Source organism: Halohasta litchfieldiae (genome assembly GCF_002788215.1).
GTDB classification, from domain to species: domain Archaea; phylum Halobacteriota; class Halobacteria; order Halobacteriales; family Haloferacaceae; genus Halohasta; species Halohasta litchfieldiae.
Genome location: NZ_CP024845.1, coordinates 3,036,856 through 3,055,216, shown reverse-complemented (window position 1 = coordinate 3,055,216; position 18,361 = coordinate 3,036,856). Strand labels below are relative to the sequence as shown.

General features: G+C 61.6%; 23 protein-coding genes and 1 tRNA gene. 10 read left to right on the top strand and 14 right to left on the bottom strand.

The features are described from left to right. Nucleotides 1-3 precede the first annotated feature (3 nt). The 11 genes from HALTADL_RS15480 to HALTADL_RS15430 all read right to left on the bottom strand — a co-directional run bounded on the left by HALTADL_RS15480 (nt 4) and on the right by HALTADL_RS15430 (nt 9,497). The gene (locus HALTADL_RS15480; RefSeq protein ID WP_089671418.1) at nt 4-375 is read right to left on the bottom strand and encodes a DUF3209 family protein; all 372 of its coding nucleotides are present in this window, start codon (nt 373-375) and stop codon (nt 4-6) included. A 25-nt stretch (nt 376-400) separates the two neighbouring features. Continuing rightward, complete coding sequence (locus tag HALTADL_RS15475) at nt 401-1,627, bottom strand: CbiX/SirB N-terminal domain-containing protein (RefSeq protein ID WP_089671419.1); 1,227 nt, start codon at nt 1,625-1,627, stop codon at nt 401-403. Next, complete coding sequence (locus HALTADL_RS15470) at nt 1,624-2,307, bottom strand: cobalamin biosynthesis protein (RefSeq protein WP_089671420.1); 684 nt, start codon at nt 2,305-2,307, stop codon at nt 1,624-1,626. Before HALTADL_RS15470 ends, HALTADL_RS15475 begins: the two co-directional genes overlap by 4 nt. Next, complete coding sequence (locus tag HALTADL_RS15465) at nt 2,304-2,570, bottom strand: ferredoxin (RefSeq protein WP_089671421.1); 267 nt, start codon at nt 2,568-2,570, stop codon at nt 2,304-2,306. The genes HALTADL_RS15470 and HALTADL_RS15465 overlap by 4 nt, the downstream gene beginning before the upstream one ends. Nucleotide 2,571: 1 nt before the next feature. Then, nucleotides 2,572-3,486, bottom strand: coding sequence for a precorrin-3B C(17)-methyltransferase (gene cobJ / locus HALTADL_RS15460; RefSeq protein ID WP_089671422.1), 915 nt, complete (start codon nt 3,484-3,486; stop codon nt 2,572-2,574). Between the two features lie 7 nt (nt 3,487-3,493). After that, on the bottom strand, nt 3,494-4,366 hold the full coding sequence (locus HALTADL_RS15455; protein ID WP_089671423.1) for a precorrin-3B C(17)-methyltransferase: 873 nt from the start codon (nt 4,364-4,366) through the stop codon (nt 3,494-3,496). Beyond that, on the bottom strand, nt 4,363-5,334 hold the full coding sequence (gene cbiG / locus HALTADL_RS15450) for a cobalt-precorrin 5A hydrolase (RefSeq protein ID WP_089671424.1): 972 nt from the start codon (nt 5,332-5,334) through the stop codon (nt 4,363-4,365). Before cbiG ends, HALTADL_RS15455 begins: the two co-directional genes overlap by 4 nt. Next, nucleotides 5,331-6,266 carry a cobalt-precorrin-4/precorrin-4 C(11)-methyltransferase gene (locus HALTADL_RS15445; protein WP_089671425.1) on the bottom strand — a complete coding sequence of 312 codons (936 nt, stop codon included), beginning with the start codon at nt 6,264-6,266 and terminating at the stop codon, nt 5,331-5,333. The genes cbiG and HALTADL_RS15445 overlap by 4 nt, the downstream gene beginning before the upstream one ends. Then, entirely contained in the window at nt 6,263-6,979 is a 717-nt protein-coding gene (locus HALTADL_RS15440) for a cobalt-factor II C(20)-methyltransferase (RefSeq protein ID WP_089671426.1), read from the bottom strand. The genes HALTADL_RS15445 and HALTADL_RS15440 overlap by 4 nt, the downstream gene beginning before the upstream one ends. Further along, a complete protein-coding gene (gene cbiT, locus HALTADL_RS15435; protein ID WP_218143648.1) occupies nt 6,976-7,563 on the bottom strand; it encodes a precorrin-6Y C5,15-methyltransferase (decarboxylating) subunit CbiT in 588 nt (195 codons plus the stop codon). The genes HALTADL_RS15440 and cbiT overlap by 4 nt, the downstream gene beginning before the upstream one ends. Nucleotides 7,564-7,664: 101 nt before the next feature. Further along, on the bottom strand, nt 7,665-9,497 hold the full coding sequence (locus tag HALTADL_RS15430) for an alkaline phosphatase PhoX (protein WP_177171905.1): 1,833 nt from the start codon (nt 9,495-9,497) through the stop codon (nt 7,665-7,667). Between the two features lie 293 nt (nt 9,498-9,790). Between HALTADL_RS15430 and HALTADL_RS15425 the strand changes: the two genes are divergently transcribed. The 4 genes from HALTADL_RS15425 to HALTADL_RS15410 all read left to right on the top strand — a co-directional run bounded on the left by HALTADL_RS15425 (nt 9,791) and on the right by HALTADL_RS15410 (nt 11,871). Continuing rightward, on the top strand, nt 9,791-10,342 hold the full coding sequence (locus tag HALTADL_RS15425; RefSeq protein WP_089671428.1) for a cysteine hydrolase family protein: 552 nt from the start codon (nt 9,791-9,793) through the stop codon (nt 10,340-10,342). Between the two features lie 78 nt (nt 10,343-10,420). Beyond that, the gene (locus HALTADL_RS15420) at nt 10,421-10,987 is read left to right on the top strand and encodes an HVO_2922 family protein (RefSeq protein WP_089671429.1); all 567 of its coding nucleotides are present in this window, start codon (nt 10,421-10,423) and stop codon (nt 10,985-10,987) included. Nucleotides 10,988-11,080: 93 nt separating this feature from the next. Beyond that, nucleotides 11,081-11,383 carry a ribbon-helix-helix protein, CopG family gene (locus HALTADL_RS15415; RefSeq protein ID WP_089671430.1) on the top strand — a complete coding sequence of 101 codons (303 nt, stop codon included), beginning with the start codon at nt 11,081-11,083 and terminating at the stop codon, nt 11,381-11,383. After that, a complete protein-coding gene (locus HALTADL_RS15410; RefSeq protein ID WP_089671431.1) occupies nt 11,383-11,871 on the top strand; it encodes a hypothetical protein in 489 nt (162 codons plus the stop codon). The genes HALTADL_RS15415 and HALTADL_RS15410 overlap by 1 nt, the downstream gene beginning before the upstream one ends. 48 nt (nt 11,872-11,919) lie before the next feature. On the opposite strand, the gene HALTADL_RS15405 is transcribed toward HALTADL_RS15410, so the two are convergent. Continuing rightward, nucleotides 11,920-11,991 (bottom strand) — tRNA-Ala (locus HALTADL_RS15405). Nucleotides 11,992-12,269: 278 nt separating this feature from the next. Between HALTADL_RS15405 and HALTADL_RS15400 the strand changes: the two genes are divergently transcribed. The 4 genes from HALTADL_RS15400 (at nt 12,270) to HALTADL_RS15385 (ending at nt 14,994) form a co-directional block, all read left to right on the top strand. Next, complete coding sequence (locus HALTADL_RS15400; protein ID WP_089671432.1) at nt 12,270-12,734, top strand: 30S ribosomal protein S15; 465 nt, start codon at nt 12,270-12,272, stop codon at nt 12,732-12,734. A gap of 61 nt (nt 12,735-12,795) precedes the next feature. Further along, nucleotides 12,796-14,028: a hypothetical protein gene (locus tag HALTADL_RS15395; RefSeq protein ID WP_089671433.1), complete on the top strand. Its 1,233-nt coding sequence runs from the start codon at nt 12,796-12,798 to the stop codon at nt 14,026-14,028. Beyond that, entirely contained in the window at nt 14,025-14,351 is a 327-nt protein-coding gene (locus tag HALTADL_RS15390; RefSeq protein WP_089671434.1) for a KEOPS complex subunit Pcc1, read from the top strand. The genes HALTADL_RS15395 and HALTADL_RS15390 overlap by 4 nt, the downstream gene beginning before the upstream one ends. Next, complete coding sequence (locus HALTADL_RS15385) at nt 14,344-14,994, top strand: 30S ribosomal protein S3ae (RefSeq protein WP_089671435.1); 651 nt, start codon at nt 14,344-14,346, stop codon at nt 14,992-14,994. The genes HALTADL_RS15390 and HALTADL_RS15385 overlap by 8 nt, the downstream gene beginning before the upstream one ends. Nucleotides 14,995-15,041: 47 nt before the next feature. Here the strand turns inward: HALTADL_RS15385 and HALTADL_RS15380 are convergent, their stop codons facing one another. Beyond that, nucleotides 15,042-15,470, bottom strand: coding sequence for a cupredoxin domain-containing protein (locus HALTADL_RS15380; RefSeq protein WP_089671436.1), 429 nt, complete (start codon nt 15,468-15,470; stop codon nt 15,042-15,044). A 127-nt stretch (nt 15,471-15,597) separates the two neighbouring features. On the opposite strand from HALTADL_RS15380, the gene HALTADL_RS15375 reads away from it, so the two are divergent. After that, a complete protein-coding gene (locus HALTADL_RS15375) occupies nt 15,598-16,335 on the top strand; it encodes a protein sorting system archaetidylserine synthase (protein ID WP_089671437.1) in 738 nt (245 codons plus the stop codon). Nucleotides 16,336-16,342: 7 nt separating this feature from the next. Here HALTADL_RS15375 and HALTADL_RS15370 read toward each other — a convergent pair whose 3' ends face one another. Beyond that, nucleotides 16,343-16,621 carry a DUF7111 family protein gene (locus HALTADL_RS15370; protein ID WP_089671438.1) on the bottom strand — a complete coding sequence of 93 codons (279 nt, stop codon included), beginning with the start codon at nt 16,619-16,621 and terminating at the stop codon, nt 16,343-16,345. A 114-nt stretch (nt 16,622-16,735) separates the two neighbouring features. Between HALTADL_RS15370 and HALTADL_RS15365 the strand changes: the two genes are divergently transcribed. Beyond that, the gene (locus HALTADL_RS15365; protein WP_089671439.1) at nt 16,736-18,226 is read left to right on the top strand and encodes an ATPase domain-containing protein; all 1,491 of its coding nucleotides are present in this window, start codon (nt 16,736-16,738) and stop codon (nt 18,224-18,226) included. Nucleotides 18,227-18,361 lie beyond the last annotated feature (135 nt).

The following is an 18,361-nucleotide window of genomic DNA, read 5'->3' as shown; positions in this document are numbered from 1 at the left end:
GACTCAGTCTTCGACTGGGAACGTCTCGTGAAGCACGTCGTGTGCCTCGCCGAGTCCCGAGAGAACGCTTTCGCCTTGGGCGGTGATGCGGTGGACCGCGCGTTCGGCATCCCGGACGGCGACCAGTCGACCGCGGAGATAGTTGTACTCGGGGTCATCAGAGGAGGTGGTGGCGACTTCCTCTTCGAGGTCGACTAGCGCGGCGTCGAGATGGCGCTCGATTGCCGACAGCGAGTCGGCGTCGGCCAGCGCCTCGATTGGGCCGGTGAGGTGGCCCTCAAGTTCGGTTTCGGCGTGTTCGCGGGCCGCGGGATCTTCGGTTCCAAGGACGTTCATCAATCCGAGTCGGAGTGCTTCGATTTCGTAACAGCTCATAGATGTGTGTGGTTGGTCAGTGTGATTAAAGCGTCTGGTCGACCAGATCGCTCACGATGCGGTCGCGGTCGAGATGCGACGAGACGATGCGTTCGGCGTCTTCGGCTTGGACGCCGCCATACCAGACGTTCTCGGGGTAGACGGCGACCATCGGTCCTTCGCCACACCGCCCCAGACACGACGAGCGCGTAATCCGAGCATCGCATTCATCGGAGTCCCGTGCCTCCTGCCGGAGGCGTTCGAGCACCGCGGGCGCACCGTCTTCGGCGCAGGTCTGGTTCGTACAGACGGCGACGTGTTTTGCTGGCGCATCGTGCGTATGCGGATCATCGTCGACATCGCTCCGGTCGGCGTGAGTCTCCTGTTGGGTGAGCGCCCGCAGCATCGCTCGCGCACCGCCCGTATCCTCCTCGTAGCCGGTGAGGTCGACCTTGTACTTGCAGGTGTCACACGACATTTCGACGCTGTCGGTCCGAGCCTCCTGCCACCGATCACCCAGCACATCCAGCAGCCGTGAGTCGGTCCCAAGCGGATCGCCACAGCTGGCGTCGACGTAGGGATACTCCTCATCAAAGTCGTCAGTCCACTCCCGAATCCGCCCAGTCAACACACCGTCGCCGAGCATGTAGGGGACCACGACGATAGCGTCGGGCCGCTGTTTGGCGATGGTCGACAGCGAGTCGTCCAGCGTCGGCTCGGTGATCCCAATAAACGAGGCTTCGACGTGCGAGAACTCCCGGCCCTCGTACAGCAACCGCGAGAGTTTGTGGAGGTCGGCGTTGGCATCCGGATCACTCGATCCACGACCGCAGACGACCGCCGCCACGTCGTCTTCCTCGCGGTCGACGCCCAACTCTTCTTCGACCGCTTTTGCCCTATCATCCAGCAGGTCGACAATCGCGGGATGGATACCGAGATGCGCGCCGTTTTTGATCTCGGTTTCGTGGGCCGACCGCGCCTGCTGGACCGCGACCGGCACGTCGTTTTTGACGTGGCTCGCGGCGAACAGCGAGAGCTGGACGACCGTCACCGAGTCGACAGTCGCAGCCAACCCCTCGATAGCATCCGGAATCGCAGGCTCGGCCAGTTCGAGAAAGGCGGCGTCGACCGGAATCTCCAGTCGGTCTTCGAGCATCGCCGCCAGCTCGCGGACCTGCTCGTTGGATTTCTCGCGGCGCGAGCCATGCCCCACGAGCAGGACGGCCTCATTGTCGACCGAATCGATGGCGTTCCGAAGCTGGCCCTGACTCATTGTTCGAACTGTGAGCGGTCGAACTCGACGTCGGTTGCTTGATCGAGACTTTGCACCAGTTTCCGGCGTCGACTTGGCGCGAACAGGCCCGTATCCTCGGTGCCTTCGTAGAGCCAGATCCCGAAGTCGGCAGCCACGTCGTCGTCGACGCCGAACCAGTAGCCACCCGACGAGGTCGCCGAGAGGTCGCCGTAGGGCGCGTCGACTGGGCAGTCGTCGATGAGTTGTTGGACGAGTTCGAGCAGCTCGGCGTCATCGTGGACGAACGAGACACCCACAGTCCCGCTGGAGGATTTGAAACAGATCGTTCCACAGCCTTCCAGCAGGCCGCGAAGCAGATCACGCCGGAAGTCCGAGAAGGCTCCAAACCGGTAGTTGCCGCGCCCGTCGACCGGCAAGCCGAGCGAGCCACTCATTCCAAAGAGGTCGTCGCTCGTCACTTCCACCGTGTACTCGTCTTCGGTCTTGCTAATGTCGGTGTTATGGGCGTAGTCGCGGGTTTTCCGGTCGTGGTCGACCTCGCTGCCGACGATCTCGCTGATCGTCTCGGCCGATGCCTCGTCGTTGGTCGTCACAGTGAGGCTATTGCGGTCGACCTCGCCGTTGCCAGCCACGCGACCCCAAAAGTACGCCGTCGAGGGGTGGCCTGCCAGCAGATCGTCGGGGACGGCAATGCTCATTGGTCGACCTCCTCGACGGTGATTGCGTTCACGGGGCAGGCCGCCGCAGCCTGCCGGGCTTCCTCGATTCGTTCGTCGTCGAAGGAGGCGATGACGGTGCCGTTTTCCTCGCGGACCTCGCCGTCGCCGTCGTAGATCGGATCGCCGTCGGGGTCGATGGTCGCCAGTCCGTCGTCGTCTTCGACGAACCGCGGATCGCGGGTCAGACAGGCGAAGATGCCGTCACAGGGCTCCTTGTTGAGGGTGACTTCGTAGGCAGTCATGTTAGTAGTCGTATTTGGTTTCGTAGCCACGCGGGGTGACCATCCGGTCGTCCCAGACGTAGGTCTCCTCGTTGCCTACCAGAATCGTGGTCGTCATGTCGATGATCTCGCTCTCTCCGAGTTCCTCCAGTTGGTCCAGCGTGGTGATCATGACCTCCTCGTCGTCTCGGCCCGCGCCGTGGACGATGCCGACCGGCGTGTCAGGGCCACGGTGAGCCAGCAGGATCTCACAGCACTTCTGGAAGTTCTCCCGGCGCTTCCGGCTCCATGGATTATAGAGAACGATTGTAAAACTCTCACCCGCGGCGGCATGGAGGCGGGACTCGATCTCCGGCATCGGGACCAAGTGATCGGACAGCGAGATCGAAACGGTGTCGTTGACAAGCGGCGCGCCGAGCAGCGCACTACAGGACTGGGCAGCCGGGACGCCGGGGACGACTTCGTAATTGAGCATCGACGCCGTGGCTCCCTTCGATTCGATGATTTCGAGCGCCAATCCAGACAGCGCGTAGACGTTGGGGTCGCCGCTGCCGATGATCGCCACGTCGTGGCCCGCCAGCGTGCGGTCGATTGCCTCTTCGGTTCGTGAGACCTCGCCACACATCGGCGTATCGTACAGTTCGTCTGCCTCCTCGGTGATCTCCTCCGGAAGGAGTTCGATGTAGGTCGTGTAGCCGACGATGTGGTCGGCATCCAGCAGCGCGGCACGTGCGCGTTGGGTCATCCCCTCTGGGTGGCCGGGACCGAGACCCACAGCCGTCAACTGCCCCGGTTCGGCGTCGAAATCGTCGACCGTCGAGCCGATCTTCTCGTCGACCGACTGTTTTTTTGTTGACCCTGATTTGGCCGTACAGCCGCCAGTTGATCCGTCGTTTGCCGATTCATCCGTCTGATTCGTGTTTGTGTCCGTACTCATGGTTGAATTAGAAATTCTCGACGTCACGCCCACCGCGCGGGGTGACGAGGAACGTTCGGTAGTCGTTGCTCCACGTCTCTGTCTCGTGGTTGCCGATGATCAGCGATGTCCCCATCCCAGACACCTTTTGGTCGTGGTCGGTGGCCTCACCGAGTGTCGTAATAAAGTGGTCCTCACCGTTTCGCCCGGCGTCTTTCCTCCCGGCGTCGTTGACAATCGCGACGAGTGCATCGTCGGTCCGCTCCTCACGGACGATGTCGACTGCCTTCTCGTAGTTTCGCCAGCAGTTGTAGAGAACGATGACGAAATCGCTGATCGCTGCGGCCCGCAGTTTCTGTTCGATCTCCTCCCAGCCGCGCCACTTATCGGATAAGGAGATCGTACAGAAATCGTTGCACAGCGGCGCGCCGACCATCGCCCCGCCGCCGAGTGCGGCGGTGATGCCGGGGACGATCTCGATTGGAACGTCGGTGGCGTCTTCCTCCTCGGCCATCTTGAAAATCAGGTCGGATTTGCCGTACACTGAGGGATCGCCGCCCGAGACGTGGGCCACGTCGTCGCCCTCGCGGACGCGCTCAAAGGCCACTTTTGCGAGTTCGATCTGTCGACCCATCGTCGACCGGATGATCTCCTGTTGGTGGCCGTTGTCGCGGGTCACGAACCCATCGTCGTCGACCTCGTCTTTGGGTGGCAGGCTGCCGTCATCGCGGAGAAACGCCTGATAGAGGTCCGAGACGATCACGCAGTCGGCGGTCTCGATGACTCGTTTGGCGCGCTGGGTCATGTCGTCGGGCAGTCCTGGGCCGATGCCGACGACCGAGAGGGTGCCGAGGTCGTCGGGTTGGTCGACTGTACTGCTGTCGGTCGATTCGCTGCTCATCGGCCGATCGCCACCGTCACCTCGTTTTCGTAGCCGATTTTTTCGAGCAGGAGGTCCTGCTCGCGGCCGCCGGCAATCGCCGAGGCCTCCGAGACGCCGGGCCAGCCGATGAGTTCCTTCGATCTGGAGGGTGTCGGCCCCTCGTGTTCGAGGAGCGTTTCCTTGTCGAAAGCAACAACGCCGAGATCCAACTCTTCGGCGGCCTCCAACAGGCCTTCCTCGTCTTCCTTTCTGGTCGCGGTGGCAACGAAGTCGACATCCTCGAACCCGTACTCGGTCTCCGCAAGCGCAGTCTCCCACGCCGCGATGAACGACTCAGCCGACGCCCCCGAGACGCTGCCAGTCCCGATGACGACGCCGTCGTCTTTGTTTCGTTTGAGAACCGTCACATCATCGCCGACCAGCACGGCCTGCGGGCCGTCGAGTCGGGCGATTGGCCCAAGGTTGTCGTCGAGCACCGCGAGGTTGGTCTGAATCGTCGACCGACCATTCACCACGTGGGAGTCCATCGCCTTCGCGCGGGCCTCGACGCCCTGTTTGCCCGCTGCTTCGGAGGCTGTGGTCATCGCCGGGATCGCACCCATCGTGGCGAGGTCTTGGGCGACCTGATTCGCGCCGTGATGGCCGCCGGTGATCGGAATGGCCCACGTGAGCGCTTCGTCGACGACACAGATGGCGGGGTCGTCCCACTTGTCGTCGAGCAGGTGGGCGGTTTTCCGCATGGCGATCCCGCTGGCCATCAGGCCGATAAAGCAGTCGTACTCGCCCCAGTGGTCGTCGAAGACCTCGCCGTGGTACTCGATGATGTCGATTTTCTCGTAGCGGTCGGCGAGTTCAGCCTTGATCTCCTCGGCGGTCTCCATCTTTCGGCTGAAGGAGATGATCGCGATCTCTTCGGCGACCTCGCCGTCGCTGTCGGCTGTGCTACAGTGTCCGCCAGAGTCAGAACTGTCGTTGTCAGTACTCATTGTGTTGTTGTCTCCGTGGTTTCGTCTGCCGTCGACTCCTCGTCTTCCGCACCGTCGTCGCCCCGATTCGCCCAGCCATCGTAGAGGAAGGATCGCTCGTAGCCCGCCCCAGTTACGGCATCGCCGATAATGACCATCGCCGAGGCCCGATGCCCCGCCTCTTCGAGGATCTCGCCAATCGTGCCAATCGTCCCGATCATCATGTCCTCGTCGGGCCACGAGGCGTGATAGACCACAGCCACCGGAATGTCCTCGTCGTGGCCATCCTCGATGAGTCGGTCCATCGTGTCGGCCACGGCGTGGGTGCCGAGATAGATGCAGGTGGTCACATCACCCATCTCCACGAACTCGCTGATGTGGTCGTCCTCTTCGGTCAGAGTCTTGCCCTGCGGTCGGGTGAACGCGACGTGGTTCGAGACCTCGTTGAGCGTGAGTTGGGTCCGGAGCGACGCGCTGGCCGCAAACGCCGAGGTGACGCCCGGAACGATGTAGGTTGAGACTCCCTCATGCTCTAGGGCATCCATCTGTTCGAGCGCCGCGCCGTAGATCGCCGGATCGCCGCTGTGGAGTCGGACGACGTTCCGGCCCTCTCGGTGGGCGTCCCGCATCAGCGGGATCAACTCTTCGAGATCTTTTCCAATCGAGGTGACTGTCTTGGCGTGATCGCAGTACTCATCCAGCAGTTCGCTGTTGACCAGCGAGCCGGCATGGACGACCAGATCAGCCTCTTGGAGAAGTTCCATTCCGGCGACCGTCAGGAGTCGTGGATCACCGGGACCGGCACCCACGAAGGGGATGCCCTCCTGTTCGTCGCCCGCGTTGTGGTCGAAGATCCGGTCATCGAGTTCAGCCCGTCGACGCTCGCCTTGCGCATCGATGGCAGATTGCGGGTCTGTCTCCTCACCGGAGTCGGCCGCGGACTCGTCGCTCATGCTTCGCCCTCCTCGCTGTCGTGTTCGTCGACTGCGAACTTCGCGGTCGCTGGCTCTATGTTGAGGTCGCGTTTGACAGCATACGCAAGGGTGTAGTAGTCGCGCTCGTCGATCTCGCTTGGATCGTCGGTGATAATCGTCTCACCCTGCTTCATGTAGAGCCGTCGACCGTAGGTCACGTCGTAGCCAGCCTCGACAAGCCCTTCGTGGGTCGCGGGTGCGTCAGTCACTTTAAAAAGGATCATCCGATCCGGGCCAGTCGGCGCGTGGCCGTTGGCGGCCTCCCGAAGCGAGAGGCCTGCCCCGGCTTCGATTTCGACATCCAGCGCGGTGGCGAAGGCGGTCATCGCGCTGACGCCGGGGACAATTTCGACCTCAACTTCCGGATGGAAGGCATCCAGCGTCCGGCGCAGATGGCCGAACGTCGAGTAGATGTTCGGATCGCCAAGGGTGACAAAGGCCGCATCGCCCTCGCGGGCCTGCGGAGCGATTTCCTCGGCGGCGGCTTTCCATGCCGTGCGGAGTTTGTCTTCGTCGCGGGTCATCGGGAAATCGAGGTCCCCAATTTTGGACTCCTCAACGTGTTTCAGTGCGACCGTCCGCGAGAGTCGACCGGGCGAGTAGACCACGTCGACCGAGTCGAGGATCTCTTTCCCTCGCACGGTCACCAGATCACCCTCGCCGGGACCGAGGCCGATTCCGTACAGCGTCACTGTGTGGCCTCCGCCTTTTTGCCACCTTCATCGCTGTCCTCTGTTGCACTGCCGACGAGCATATACACTGGATTGTCGGAGTTGAAACTCGTCGCCCCGGCGAGTTCGTAGCCGTGGCTCACCTGAAACTGGACGACCTCCTCCAAGATGTCGCGGTCGCGGAACGCCTGCGTGGCGCGGCCTGCGACTTCCAGCCGCGAGACGTTCATCACGATCCGGTCGACCTCGGTGTCGACGGCGTGATCCAAGACGGCCTCGAAGTTCCGGCTCCCACCCAAAAAGAGGGCGTCGGCATCGTCGGGGAGTCCCTCGGGGGCCTCGGCGTTTCGGAGGTCGACCTCGGCAGTGACCGACTCCTCGTTGGCCGCGAGGTTCTTTTTCGTGACTTCAAGGCGTTTGGCCCTGCGTTCGAGGGCGGTCACGCGACCGGCCCGGCGGGCGGCCTCGATGGTTACTGCACCGGTACAGGAGCCGACCTCGGCGAAATGATCCGACTCACTCAGGTCGAGTTTACCGAGCAGTACCGACCGTACTTCCGACTTGGTCGGTCCGGCCTTGGCGTCGTGTGGCAGCGCAAGTGGCATTGGCACTGTCGACTGACCGTGCCAATAAAACAATTTTGCTTGTGGTAGCGAAACTTCGCTTGGATAACGAAGAAGGACTGATCGAGCGTCGCTCTCGGTTGTCAGGCGTTGCCCGGATCGAAGATCCAGATCATGTTGTGGTCGTGGCCCTCGTTCCCCGTGTCTTCGCCAATGACGACCCGCCCGTCGTCCATGACGACGATGTTGTCGGGTTCGGCAATCGTGTTTTCCGGATCAAGCGAGGTCTGGCCGCTCATCGCCATCGATTTGGCGAGGTTCATCGTTCCGACCAGTCGACCACGGTCTTCCTCGTCTCGGGTCGGGTTGAACGCACACGACTGGCAGGCCTTGTCGTTTGACTGGGGGGTGGCGTCGTAGGGGCAGCCACCGCAGATATTTGCGTCTGGACCGCCGGTGATGATGGGTTCCATCTCGCTGACATCGTAGTCGACTTCGAGTTCCATTCGGTACATTGCGCCCCAGTCCCCACCTTCCTCGTCGATCTGGATGTCGCCCTCGTCGTCGCTCATCGTCTCGTTGGTGTTCGACATGCCGACGTACATGTAGTCGCCCGGCTGGGCGTTTCTGCGGATATTGACGCCCTCCATTTTGCGGAACTCGGTCGTTGCGCCTTTGGCTTCGGCGGCCGCGGTCGTTTCGAGGAATGCAACACGGTCGTCAGGGGCCTCACCATCGCCCCACGTTTCGATCTCTGTCTCGGTGATGTAGGATGTCTCACCGTCTTCGTAGTCGGCTTGGGTGATGTCGTCGTACTCGGCGATCCACGATTCGATTTCTTCCTCGGTGGCGTGAGCGAGTTCGATCCACTCCAAGCCAAAGCTGACTGCCGCTACGTCGCCACCGTCTGGGCCACGCTGCGTTGCTTTGGCGGCATACAGCGTTCCTGCCGAAAGATCACCCGGCTGGTCGGCAACGAACTTGTAGAAGCCGCGTCCGGTGCCGTCGGAGGTGGTGTAGGCCGTCCGCTGGTCGGGCATCACGACCGCGTTTTCGTGGGCCGACCGACCGAGTCCGAACCGCTTGACTGGCTGAGGTTCTCGTTCCGGCTCTTCTAGTTCGACGATGTAGCCGTAGCGGTAGGGGTTCGGGAACGCTTCAGTGAATTCTCCATCATCCTCCTCGTGGCCGAGATGACGGGCGAGCCGGTCGACGTTCTCCCGTTCTTCATCGTCATCCCAGTCTGGATTGTTCCAGTCCGGGGTGTCGGTGATGAGATAGTTCTCCTCCGAGGTGAGTGGCGTTCCCCACGGCGAGACGGTTCCAAAACAGTTCTGCCACGTTCCTTCGATATCGATGAAATCGAGGTTCTCGGAGTTCAAGACTTCCCACTGGCCGTTTCGCCCGGTCTGCCTGAGATGGAGTCGACTCATCGTTCCCGGCCAGTGTTCCCAGTTGGTGAACAGATACCCCTCGCCGTCGACCTCGCTCGATGAAATAAACCCGTTAAAATCGGGGTGAGTCTGCCCGACGAGGAACTCACCGTCAGGAGTGTAGACCGAGCCGAGTTCCTCGCCATCGCCCGTCGACTCGCCGCCGCGGGCGAGCCGCTGGTAGTCGCCGACTGCGGTTCGGACCTCGGCATCGTCGTCTTCCGGGACCTGAACGCTCGGGAAGTCCTTCGGGAGCCGGTTCATGTCGACGCCGGTGACTGCGCCGACGATTCCGGGGTCGGCCTCGTCGTCGCCGTCGGTATCGGGGTGCTGGACGTTGAAGAAAAACTGGCCCTCGGCGGTAATAAACAGGCCCGTCATTTCGGCCCCAGTAAGGCCAGTTGCAAACCGGGTGAGCGTTGCACCCTCCTGTTCGATGCCGTGTCCCTCCGACTCTTGGGCTGCGGTCGCCGGGAGCTGTGTTGTGCCAGCCGCCGCCATGAGACTCAGCAGCACAGACCGTCGTGTAAATCGTCCAGTCATCAGCTACTGTCCGGGGAATCGATGTCTTAAGTGCTGACCACAAATCGATGTGCGATGGCGTTGGGTGCCTCTCAGTCTGTTCTCTGTATACGCTGGATGATAGCCAGCTACCCCATCGTTTGTCGTCGACAGTCGGGGTTTGTGATGGGACGCGGTCGACTGGCTGCGATGCCGTCTTGGCAGTGTGTTTAGGAGTCACATGAGTAGTTCGTGGTACTCAAACTCTCCGCTGAGAATGGCTCTTTCAGCGGGTGGTCCGAAGCTCTTTGCTGTGGTCGACCCACCATCTCTGCATGAGTGATGCAGTCATCGTTCTCGACATGGTCAACGACTTCGTGACTGGCGCAATCGCGGCCGAGCGTGCCGAAAACATCATTCCCACGCTCCGAGACGATCTGCTGCCAGCCGCCCGCGAACACGACGTTCCAGTCATTTACGCCAACGACGCTCACCGACCCGAGGACTTCGAGCTAGAGGTCTGGGGCGAACACGCGATGCGCGGAACTGAGGGTGCCGAGGTGATTCCGGATCTCGAACCCAAGGCCGGAGACCACGTCTTCGAGAAGCGGTTTTACGATGCCTTCTACGAAACGGGCCTCGATCAGCACCTCCGAAGTCTCGGCGTCGACCGACTCGTGATGACCGGTCTCCACACCAATATGTGTGTCCGCCACTCCTCGGCGACCGGCTTTTTCAATGGCTACGATATCGTCGTTCCCGCCGACTGTGTCGACGCTTTCAGCGCCGAGGAACACGAGCGAGGCCTCGACTACTTGGAGCGCGTCTACGCCGCCGAGATCACCGACACAGCAGAACTCATTGGCGAGTGGGACGAGGCTGCGTAGTCGACTGGGAGACAGTGCGGTCGACGAAACCCTGAATTGTCACTTGGAGTTATCCCAGCACGGCACATAGTACCAACTATGACAGATTCAAATCGACCGGATGACGATGAGCAGGATGAGGAGTACGAGGTCGACCACGTTGTGAGCCGCGAGACTGGTGCGGCGACGCTCCGTCGACTGGCCGACGGGATCGCAGCCGGGACGGTCGAACTCACTGGCGATGACGCAGTGACGGTGACTGTGCCGGACACCTTCGAGCTTGAGATGGAGTACGAGGAGGACGACGAGGCCGAACTGGAAGTCGAGTTGGAGTGGCCACTTGTCGACGGCAAGTCGGAAGGGGTCGTCGACAGTGACGACGCGGACGTCGGGGATGACGCGGACGTAGTTGCCGAGGATGAAGTAGAGGCAGACGGCGAAGCGGTCGAAGACGAGGTCGTCGGGATCGAAGCCCCAGCGAGCAAGGCCACGTTCGAACTGTTTCAGGATCGCGCCGACGAGTGGCGTTGGCGGCTTGTCCACAACAACGGGAATATCATCGCCGACAGCGGCGAGGGGTACAGTCGGAAGGCAACGGCGAGGAAAGGATTGGAGAGCGTGATGCGAAACGCAGCCGGGGCAGCTGTGGTCGAAGACGTCGACTGATCGTTGGCTACTGTGTTTCTGTCGAGTGAAACAGAGAGGCCCCTCGTCCCACCAACACGCTTTTGATTTTGTACCCACAACGTATGTACAACTATGAGTACAAAACGGGTCAACTTTCGTCTCCCCGAGGAGTTGCTCACGCAGGCAGACGTTACGGCGGAGGTGACGCACAAAAATCGGACTGAGGTGGTCATTGAGGCGTTACGGCAGTATTTGGCCGACAAGGAGTCCGACGAGAAGTTTCGGGAAGCTGTGGTTGAGCTCTTCCTGGCCGAGGAAATCGAGTACGAGACGCTCGTTGCTGTGATTGGTCGACAGGATGCCGAGGCGGTCAGAGCCTCGAAAGACGTGCTTGATCGCGGTGAGAAGCTTGCTGACAAGCTTGCAGACCTCTAATGCTCGTTGTTGATACGAGCGCGTTCATCTCTCTTGCCGTTGGTGGTGTTCTCGATTCTGTTCTTGGGGAGTACGAAATCGTCACTACACAGGCAGTGTGGTCGGAACTCGAAGACACAGCCGCGTATGATGATGTTCACGGAGCGGGTGCAGCCAAGGTGCTGTCGGTGCAAGATCAGGTGGCTGTACTGGAGTCGACGGGCGAGGCCTTCGTTACGAGTCGGATCGACGACGGCGAGGCGAGTTGTGTGGCGGCGGCCGCTGAGACTGAGGCGGCGTTTCTGATTACTGATGACTACCGAGCATTGCCGGAGTTGCAGGAGCTTGTCGACTGTGAGGTCGCGCTGTCACCGATTGTGCTTCGGGCGTTAATCAAGCGAGAGGTGTTGACTGAAGACGAGGCAATGGAAGCATTTGAGACGATTGCCGAACAGCGGGACTGGCTTGGCGCACCGATCAATCGGTATGCGCGTCAGTTGTTCGAATAGATCGGTAATTGCGTTTCTCTGAGAAGAAAACAAATCAGAAAAACTGGATGGACTCGGCGGGATTCGAACCCGCGGCCTCCCCCGTGCCAGGGGGGTGATCTACCACTGATCTACGAGCCCTCGTTCGCAACAAATGCTTTCCCGGTTCTCTTATTAAGGCCTTCGACTCGTCGACACTGAGTCAGTCGACGGCACACCCATACGGAATAGAAAACCCTTAACGCCCACACCGTGGAGACACCATTGGGAACAGCACAGTCGTAACTCTGACTCGCCCCTCGGGGCTTGGGATTGCGACAGTGCGCTGCCAGCCCCCGGTGGCGGTCGACCCGACGGTCGACCCTGCCGCGGGACTGGCAGACACGTCGTTTTGCGGCCTGTGCCGTTCCAATTCAATAATGGCACGAATGCATACCCGTCGCCGTGGCTCGTCCGGATCGGACCGCCCGGCGACAGACGAACCCCCGGAGTGGAGTGACGTAGAGAGTGACGCAATCGAAGCCCGCGTCGTCGAACTCGCCGAAGCAGGCCATGACCCGAGCGTCATCGGCATGAAACTGCGCGACGAAGGCGTCAAAGGGACGCCGATTCCGAACGTCAAACTCGCGACTGGCAAGAAGGTCACCCAGATCCTCGAAGACAACGATGCAAGCCCTGAGCTGCCGGAAGACCTCCGGAACCTCATGGAGCGCGCCATCGGTCTCCGCGAGCACGTCGACGAGAACGGCCAAGACCATTCGAACAAACGCGCACTCCAGAACACGGAGTCGAAGATTCGCCGCCTCGTCAACTACTACCGAGGCGACGAGCTCGACGAGGACTTCAAATACAGCTACGACAACGCTGTCGAACTCCTCGAGTAATCGACTGACCACCTGACCACCAGATACCCGAACCCGAACGACCCACCCACCGAACGATCCAATGTCGGACACACAGACCCAACCCGTCGACCCCGAGGCCGCCGGAACGCTGGCTGCCGAGCTAGCGACCGCGCCGTTCGTCCGGCTCTACGGCCACGCCGACGGCGACTCGCTCGCCGCGGTTGGGCTGCTCGCGGTCGCACTCCGCAATCGCGGTGTGCCGTTCCAGACCCACGTCTCGGCGGACCCGGCCGGTGATCTCGCCACCGATCCCGAACCCGAGGAGGGCGACGACGAGAGTCGCACGCTCCTCGTAACACCCGGACGCGGCGAGGCGGCCGATCACACGCTGCCACCAGCTGGTGACAGTCGACCGGCCAGCGTCGTCGCGGCGGCAGTCAGCCGCGAACTCGGCGTCGACCCCGACCCACTGCTCGCCCTCGCGGGCGTCATCGCGTCGGGGTCGCTGCCCGGCACAGACGGCAGCGGCAGTCTCTTGGAGACGGCCGAACAGACCGGCCTCGTCGAACGCCGACCCGGCGTGGGAGTCCCAACTGCGGACCTCACCGACGGACTGGCCCACTCGACGCTGGTTGAGGCGCCGTTTTCGGCTGATACCGACGTCGTCGAGGCACTGCTGGCGGATCTCGATCTCCCGGCAGCGCCGACCGAGTTCGACGACGAGGACCACACGCGAGTGGCCTCAGTCGTCGCCCTTGAGACGTCGACCGCCGAGACGTCGACCCCGAAAGCCGCGGAGGCAGTTGAAACTGTACTGCGGCCGTACACCACGCCGAACGGGCCGTTCGCGACGCTGGGCGGCTACGCAGATGTGCTGTCGGCACTCGCCGCCGAGACGCCGGGGCTGGCGATCAGCCTCGCGCTTGGCGCACCCGACATCACCGCAGAGGCAGTCGACGTCTGGCGGGACCACGCGAGTGCCGTCCATAGCGCACTCGACGAGCCGATCACGGGACGCTATGAGGGCGTGTTCGTCCTCCGCGTCGACACTGATCGGCCCGCGGTCCTCTCGACGGTTGCCCGACTCGCCCAACGGTTCCGCTCGCCGGAGCCGGTTGCGCTCATCGTGACCGCCGAGGCAGTCGACGGCCAGCGGCACGCAGCCGCCGCGGCTGCAGCCGACGACCCACAGGGACTCGCCGACGCGCTCGCCTCGGTCGCCACCGAGTTCGGTGGCACCGCCGGCGGGACGCCGACGCAAGCGACCCTCAGGGTCGACGGCGATGTTTCGGATGGCGACCTCATCGCGGCAGTCAGGGAGGCGATCCAATGACCGACTCTCAGCCACGAACGGCAACGCTCCGAACCGACCACGCGACCCCGACTCACGCCGAGTGGGTCGCGGCCGCGGTCGGCCCGGACAACACCGATTCGATGGCAACCTCGGTTGATGGATCGACCGTGCAGACCGACATCACTCGGGAAACAACTGGTGGACTTCAGACGACAGTCGACGACTACGTCGTGAATCTCAGCGTCGCCCAAGCGGTTATCGAGGCCGTCGGCACGGAGTCGACAGCCGACGACCCACGCGACGCCGGGGATAGTACAGCAGCCGACCAACCGCAGACAGACGATACACTACATTATGAGTGAACGATCAGTAACCAAGCAGAAGCAAGGCAAGCGATGGTACACCATCTTCGCCCCCGAGCAGTTCGACCGGGCAGAGATCGGCTCGACCATTGCCGAAGAACCAGACCAGGTCATCGGTCGCACGATTGAGACCACCCTCGGCGACATCAACAATGACGCCGGCGCGAACAACACCAAGCTCACGTTCAAAATCACGGACGTGGGGTCGGACTCGGCGTACACCGAGTTCATCAAACACGAGCTCACGCGGGACTACCTGCGGAGTCTCGTCCGCCGCGGAGCCTCGAAGGCCTCCGCGACGATCACCGTCGTCACCACTGACGACTACCGTGTGAAAATCCAGCCCGTTGCCTTCACCACGAAGAAGGCCGACAACAGCCAGGAACACGCCATCCGTCGCGTGATGATCGATCTCGTCAAAGAGGCCGCCAAAGAGCGTACCTTCGAAGAGCTGGGCGACAGCGTCATCGAGGGTCGACTCTCCTCGGCGATCTACGGCGAGGCCAAAACGATCTATCCGCTGCGACGCGTGGAGATCCAGAAGTTCGAACTCGAAGCCCGCCCCGAAGAGCTGGCCGAAGAGGAAGCGACCGCCGTCGACGTCGACGAAGACGACGTTGCCGACGACGTCGCAGACGAATAACTGCCACGCAGAATCCGCTTTTCTTTTGCTACACTCGGGAGCGACAGCTACTCAGTGACTTCGATGGTACCAACCATCCCACCCGTTTCGTGGGGGAGACAGACATAGGGGTAGTCGCCGGGAATCTCGAACGTGTGTTCGAACGTCCCGCTGGTGGTGGCGATGATCCCTTCGCCGTCGGATTCCCACGCTTCGCGGGCGGCTGTCTCCGACTCGTAGCCGCCGCTTGCGAAAAAGGCGGCACCCTCCGGGAGCGATCCCTCGTAGGCGGTGACCGTGTGGCCTCGGGTGCTGGTGTTCCTCCAGACGACAGTCGTTCCCACTGGCACACTGAACGTCGGTGGGTTGAACGCGGTGGCGGTCATGCCGATATCGAACGGCTCACGCTCGAACAGTCCGAGACAGCCGGTCAACCCGGCGGTTGCTGTCGACCCAACGACGGCGAGAAACGACCGACGGGAGACGCCCTTCTGCATACGTATTCGTAGCCACTACCGGCATATAGACGTGCGGTTTCCGGGGTATGCGTTGGCCGTGTCAACGAGTGACCGAACCGAGTCGGTGAATATAAAAGGGTGAACCGCTCCCCTCTGACCGAGTAGTATGAAACCCCGGTTCGTCGGTCGTCTGGGGCTTGCCGATGCCGTGACGGTGTCGAACGCCGCACTCGGCTTTTTAGCGGCTGCGCTCGCGTTGGTGAACGTCGACCTCGCAGCGCGGCTCATCCTCCTTGCTGCGATGACCGACGCACTCGACGGCGTCGTCGCTCGCTACCGCGGTGGAACACCGGTCGGCCCGTATCTCGACTCGCTGGCCGACGTGGCCTCCTTCGGGGTGGCACCGGCTATCGTCGTTGCCGCGGTCGTCATCGAGGAGTGGATGCCCACTGCCGACCCCACAGCACTCGGCGTCGACCCGCTGGTGTTCGGTGCCGGGTTCGTCATCCCGGCGGTGTTCGTGGCGATGGCCGTCACTCGACTCGGAATGTACACGGCCTACGATGTCGACAGCAAGGAGACCGAGGGCGTCCAGACGACGCTGGCGGCGACGATTCTCGCCTCAGCGGTGCTTGCGGGCTACACGTCTCCCGAGATTCTTGTCCCACTGGTCGGCGTGCTTGCCCTGTTGATGGTGTCGACAGTTACGTATCCGGATCTCCACGCCCAAGACGCGCTGGTGATGGGTGTGGTCCAGACAGCAGCGATCTTGTTGTCAGGCACCTCCGGTCGGGTGTTCGCTTTCGCACTGCTGTTTTTAGCACTCGCCTATCTCACCCTCGCCCCCCGATTCTACTGGCAGGACGGTCTCGACAGCGACCGCATCCGGTTCCGCGGTGCCTAACTCGCTTTTACATCCCCATATCCGCGGCCGCGTCCGGAATCGGAAGGCCAGCGGGGTCGACGCCCAGTAGCTCCGCGGCGTGGTCGAGTGCCATATCAAACCCGTAGTAGCGTTCGAGTTCAGTCCCATCAGCAGTCGGTCGAACCGAGACCATCGCATAGCCATCGATATTTTGGGCGACGACTGCAGTTCGACCCTCTCGGTCGAAGCTGAGTCGACGCTCACCGTCGGTCTCTCGATACTCTACCTTGATATCGGTCGCCCGCTCGCGGGCGTCGTCATTCATGATACCGACCACGGCCGCGGGGTAATCGAAACTGTCGGTTGAGTAGTCGTTGATTAATCGGGATAGACATGGAAAGTATTTATATGATAGTTCTGGTAAACAGTGATTAACTAAATGAAACGTACGCCGGAAGAGCCTGCTTCGACAGGCGTCGACGTACTCGACGGGATGTTGGGCGGTGGGCTCCCACGAGACAGGGCAACACTGGTGACGGGTGGACCGGGAACCGGGAAATCGACGCTTGGAATGCAGTTTCTGCAGGCTGGACTTGCCGCGGGCGAGAACTGTCTCTACGTGAGTACCGAACAGACGGTCGACGAACTTCGCGGGGCGTTTTCGGGATTCGATTTCGATCTCGACCACGAGAATCTCAGTTATGCGACAATTCACGCACGGCGCGGTGAGACGATAGAGGAAAACGACACCTACACACTCCAGACACAGGACGACAATGAATGGCTCGACCGCGGCTTCGATGCCCCGTTTACTGGGACCTACATTGAGGACCATCTCCGCAACTACAGCCCCTGTGACCGGGTCGTCTTCGACAGTACTTCCGGGTTAGCGGTCATCACCGAGGACATCGAGCGCTATCGTCGACTCGTCTTCGATCTTATCCGGTTTTTCACCGACGAACTCGGCGCAACAACACTGTTCACCGCCGAGGATTACCCCGGCGACAAGCGGGGTGACGTGTTGCAGTTCACTGCCCATGGCGTTATTCAGCTCGAAACTGACCAGATCAACAACAGCTCTCGGCGGTTCCTCTCGGTGCCGAAGATGCGTGGCGTCGACCACGACCGCCGCCGGGTCGAACTGACGATCCGCGACGGGACGGTGTGTGCAGCCCCCCAGCGACGGAGCCATCTGACAACCCTGCCTGAGCAGTCGATGGTGTCGACTGGAATCGATGGGCTGGATACGCTAACCGGCGGTGGCTTTGTCTCCGGTGCGGGGGTACTGCTGTCTCATGACGGTCGGGCTGGTCTCACTGCCCTGCTCGGGAGCCTGTTCAAACAGGCCATCGAAAACGGAATGGGAGTCGTCCTCGTCCCGACGCTTGAACTCCATCACGAGCGAACGAAACAGCTTCTCGACCAATTCGGTCTCTCGCTGTCGCAACTGTTCGCAGACGACAAGCTGTTCGTCATCGATCAGATCGGCGGCTGGGACACCACCAATCCCAACGTGTTCACACACGGCTCGACGGTCGCCGAGATCAGACAGTATTTCGAGACCATCGAGCGGGATTCCGACGGCGACTGGATCACCATCGAAGGGACGACGTCGATGGTCGAGGCCCTCGGCGAGGACGACGCCCGTGAACTCCGGTACAACGAGGAGCTACAGTTCTTGAAGGGCTCCGAACTGCTGGTTCATTTGTTAAATCCCGCCGTTGTCGACGACTCCGTGGCCGCCTTCTACTGTGATTCGGCCGAGCAGATCATCGAAACGGGCTACCGAAACGAGGGGCTGCAGTATCTGACGCTCCAGAAATCACCGACTGGCAGCGTCGGATCGACGGGGCTTGTCGAGGCGACCCACGAGGAGCCATACCTTCGCGTCGAGACGCCTGCTGGGAGTCATTTCCGCGACGAGGAATAATCAAACAGTGGCGGTTACGAACTGGTCGACTGTGTGGTGTGACTGCGTAGATCGTGTTGACGGAGGTATGCACTGACTAATTTACAGGTAGAGACGAATCCAGAGCCACGGCTCCCGAAGTAGAATACGGTATGA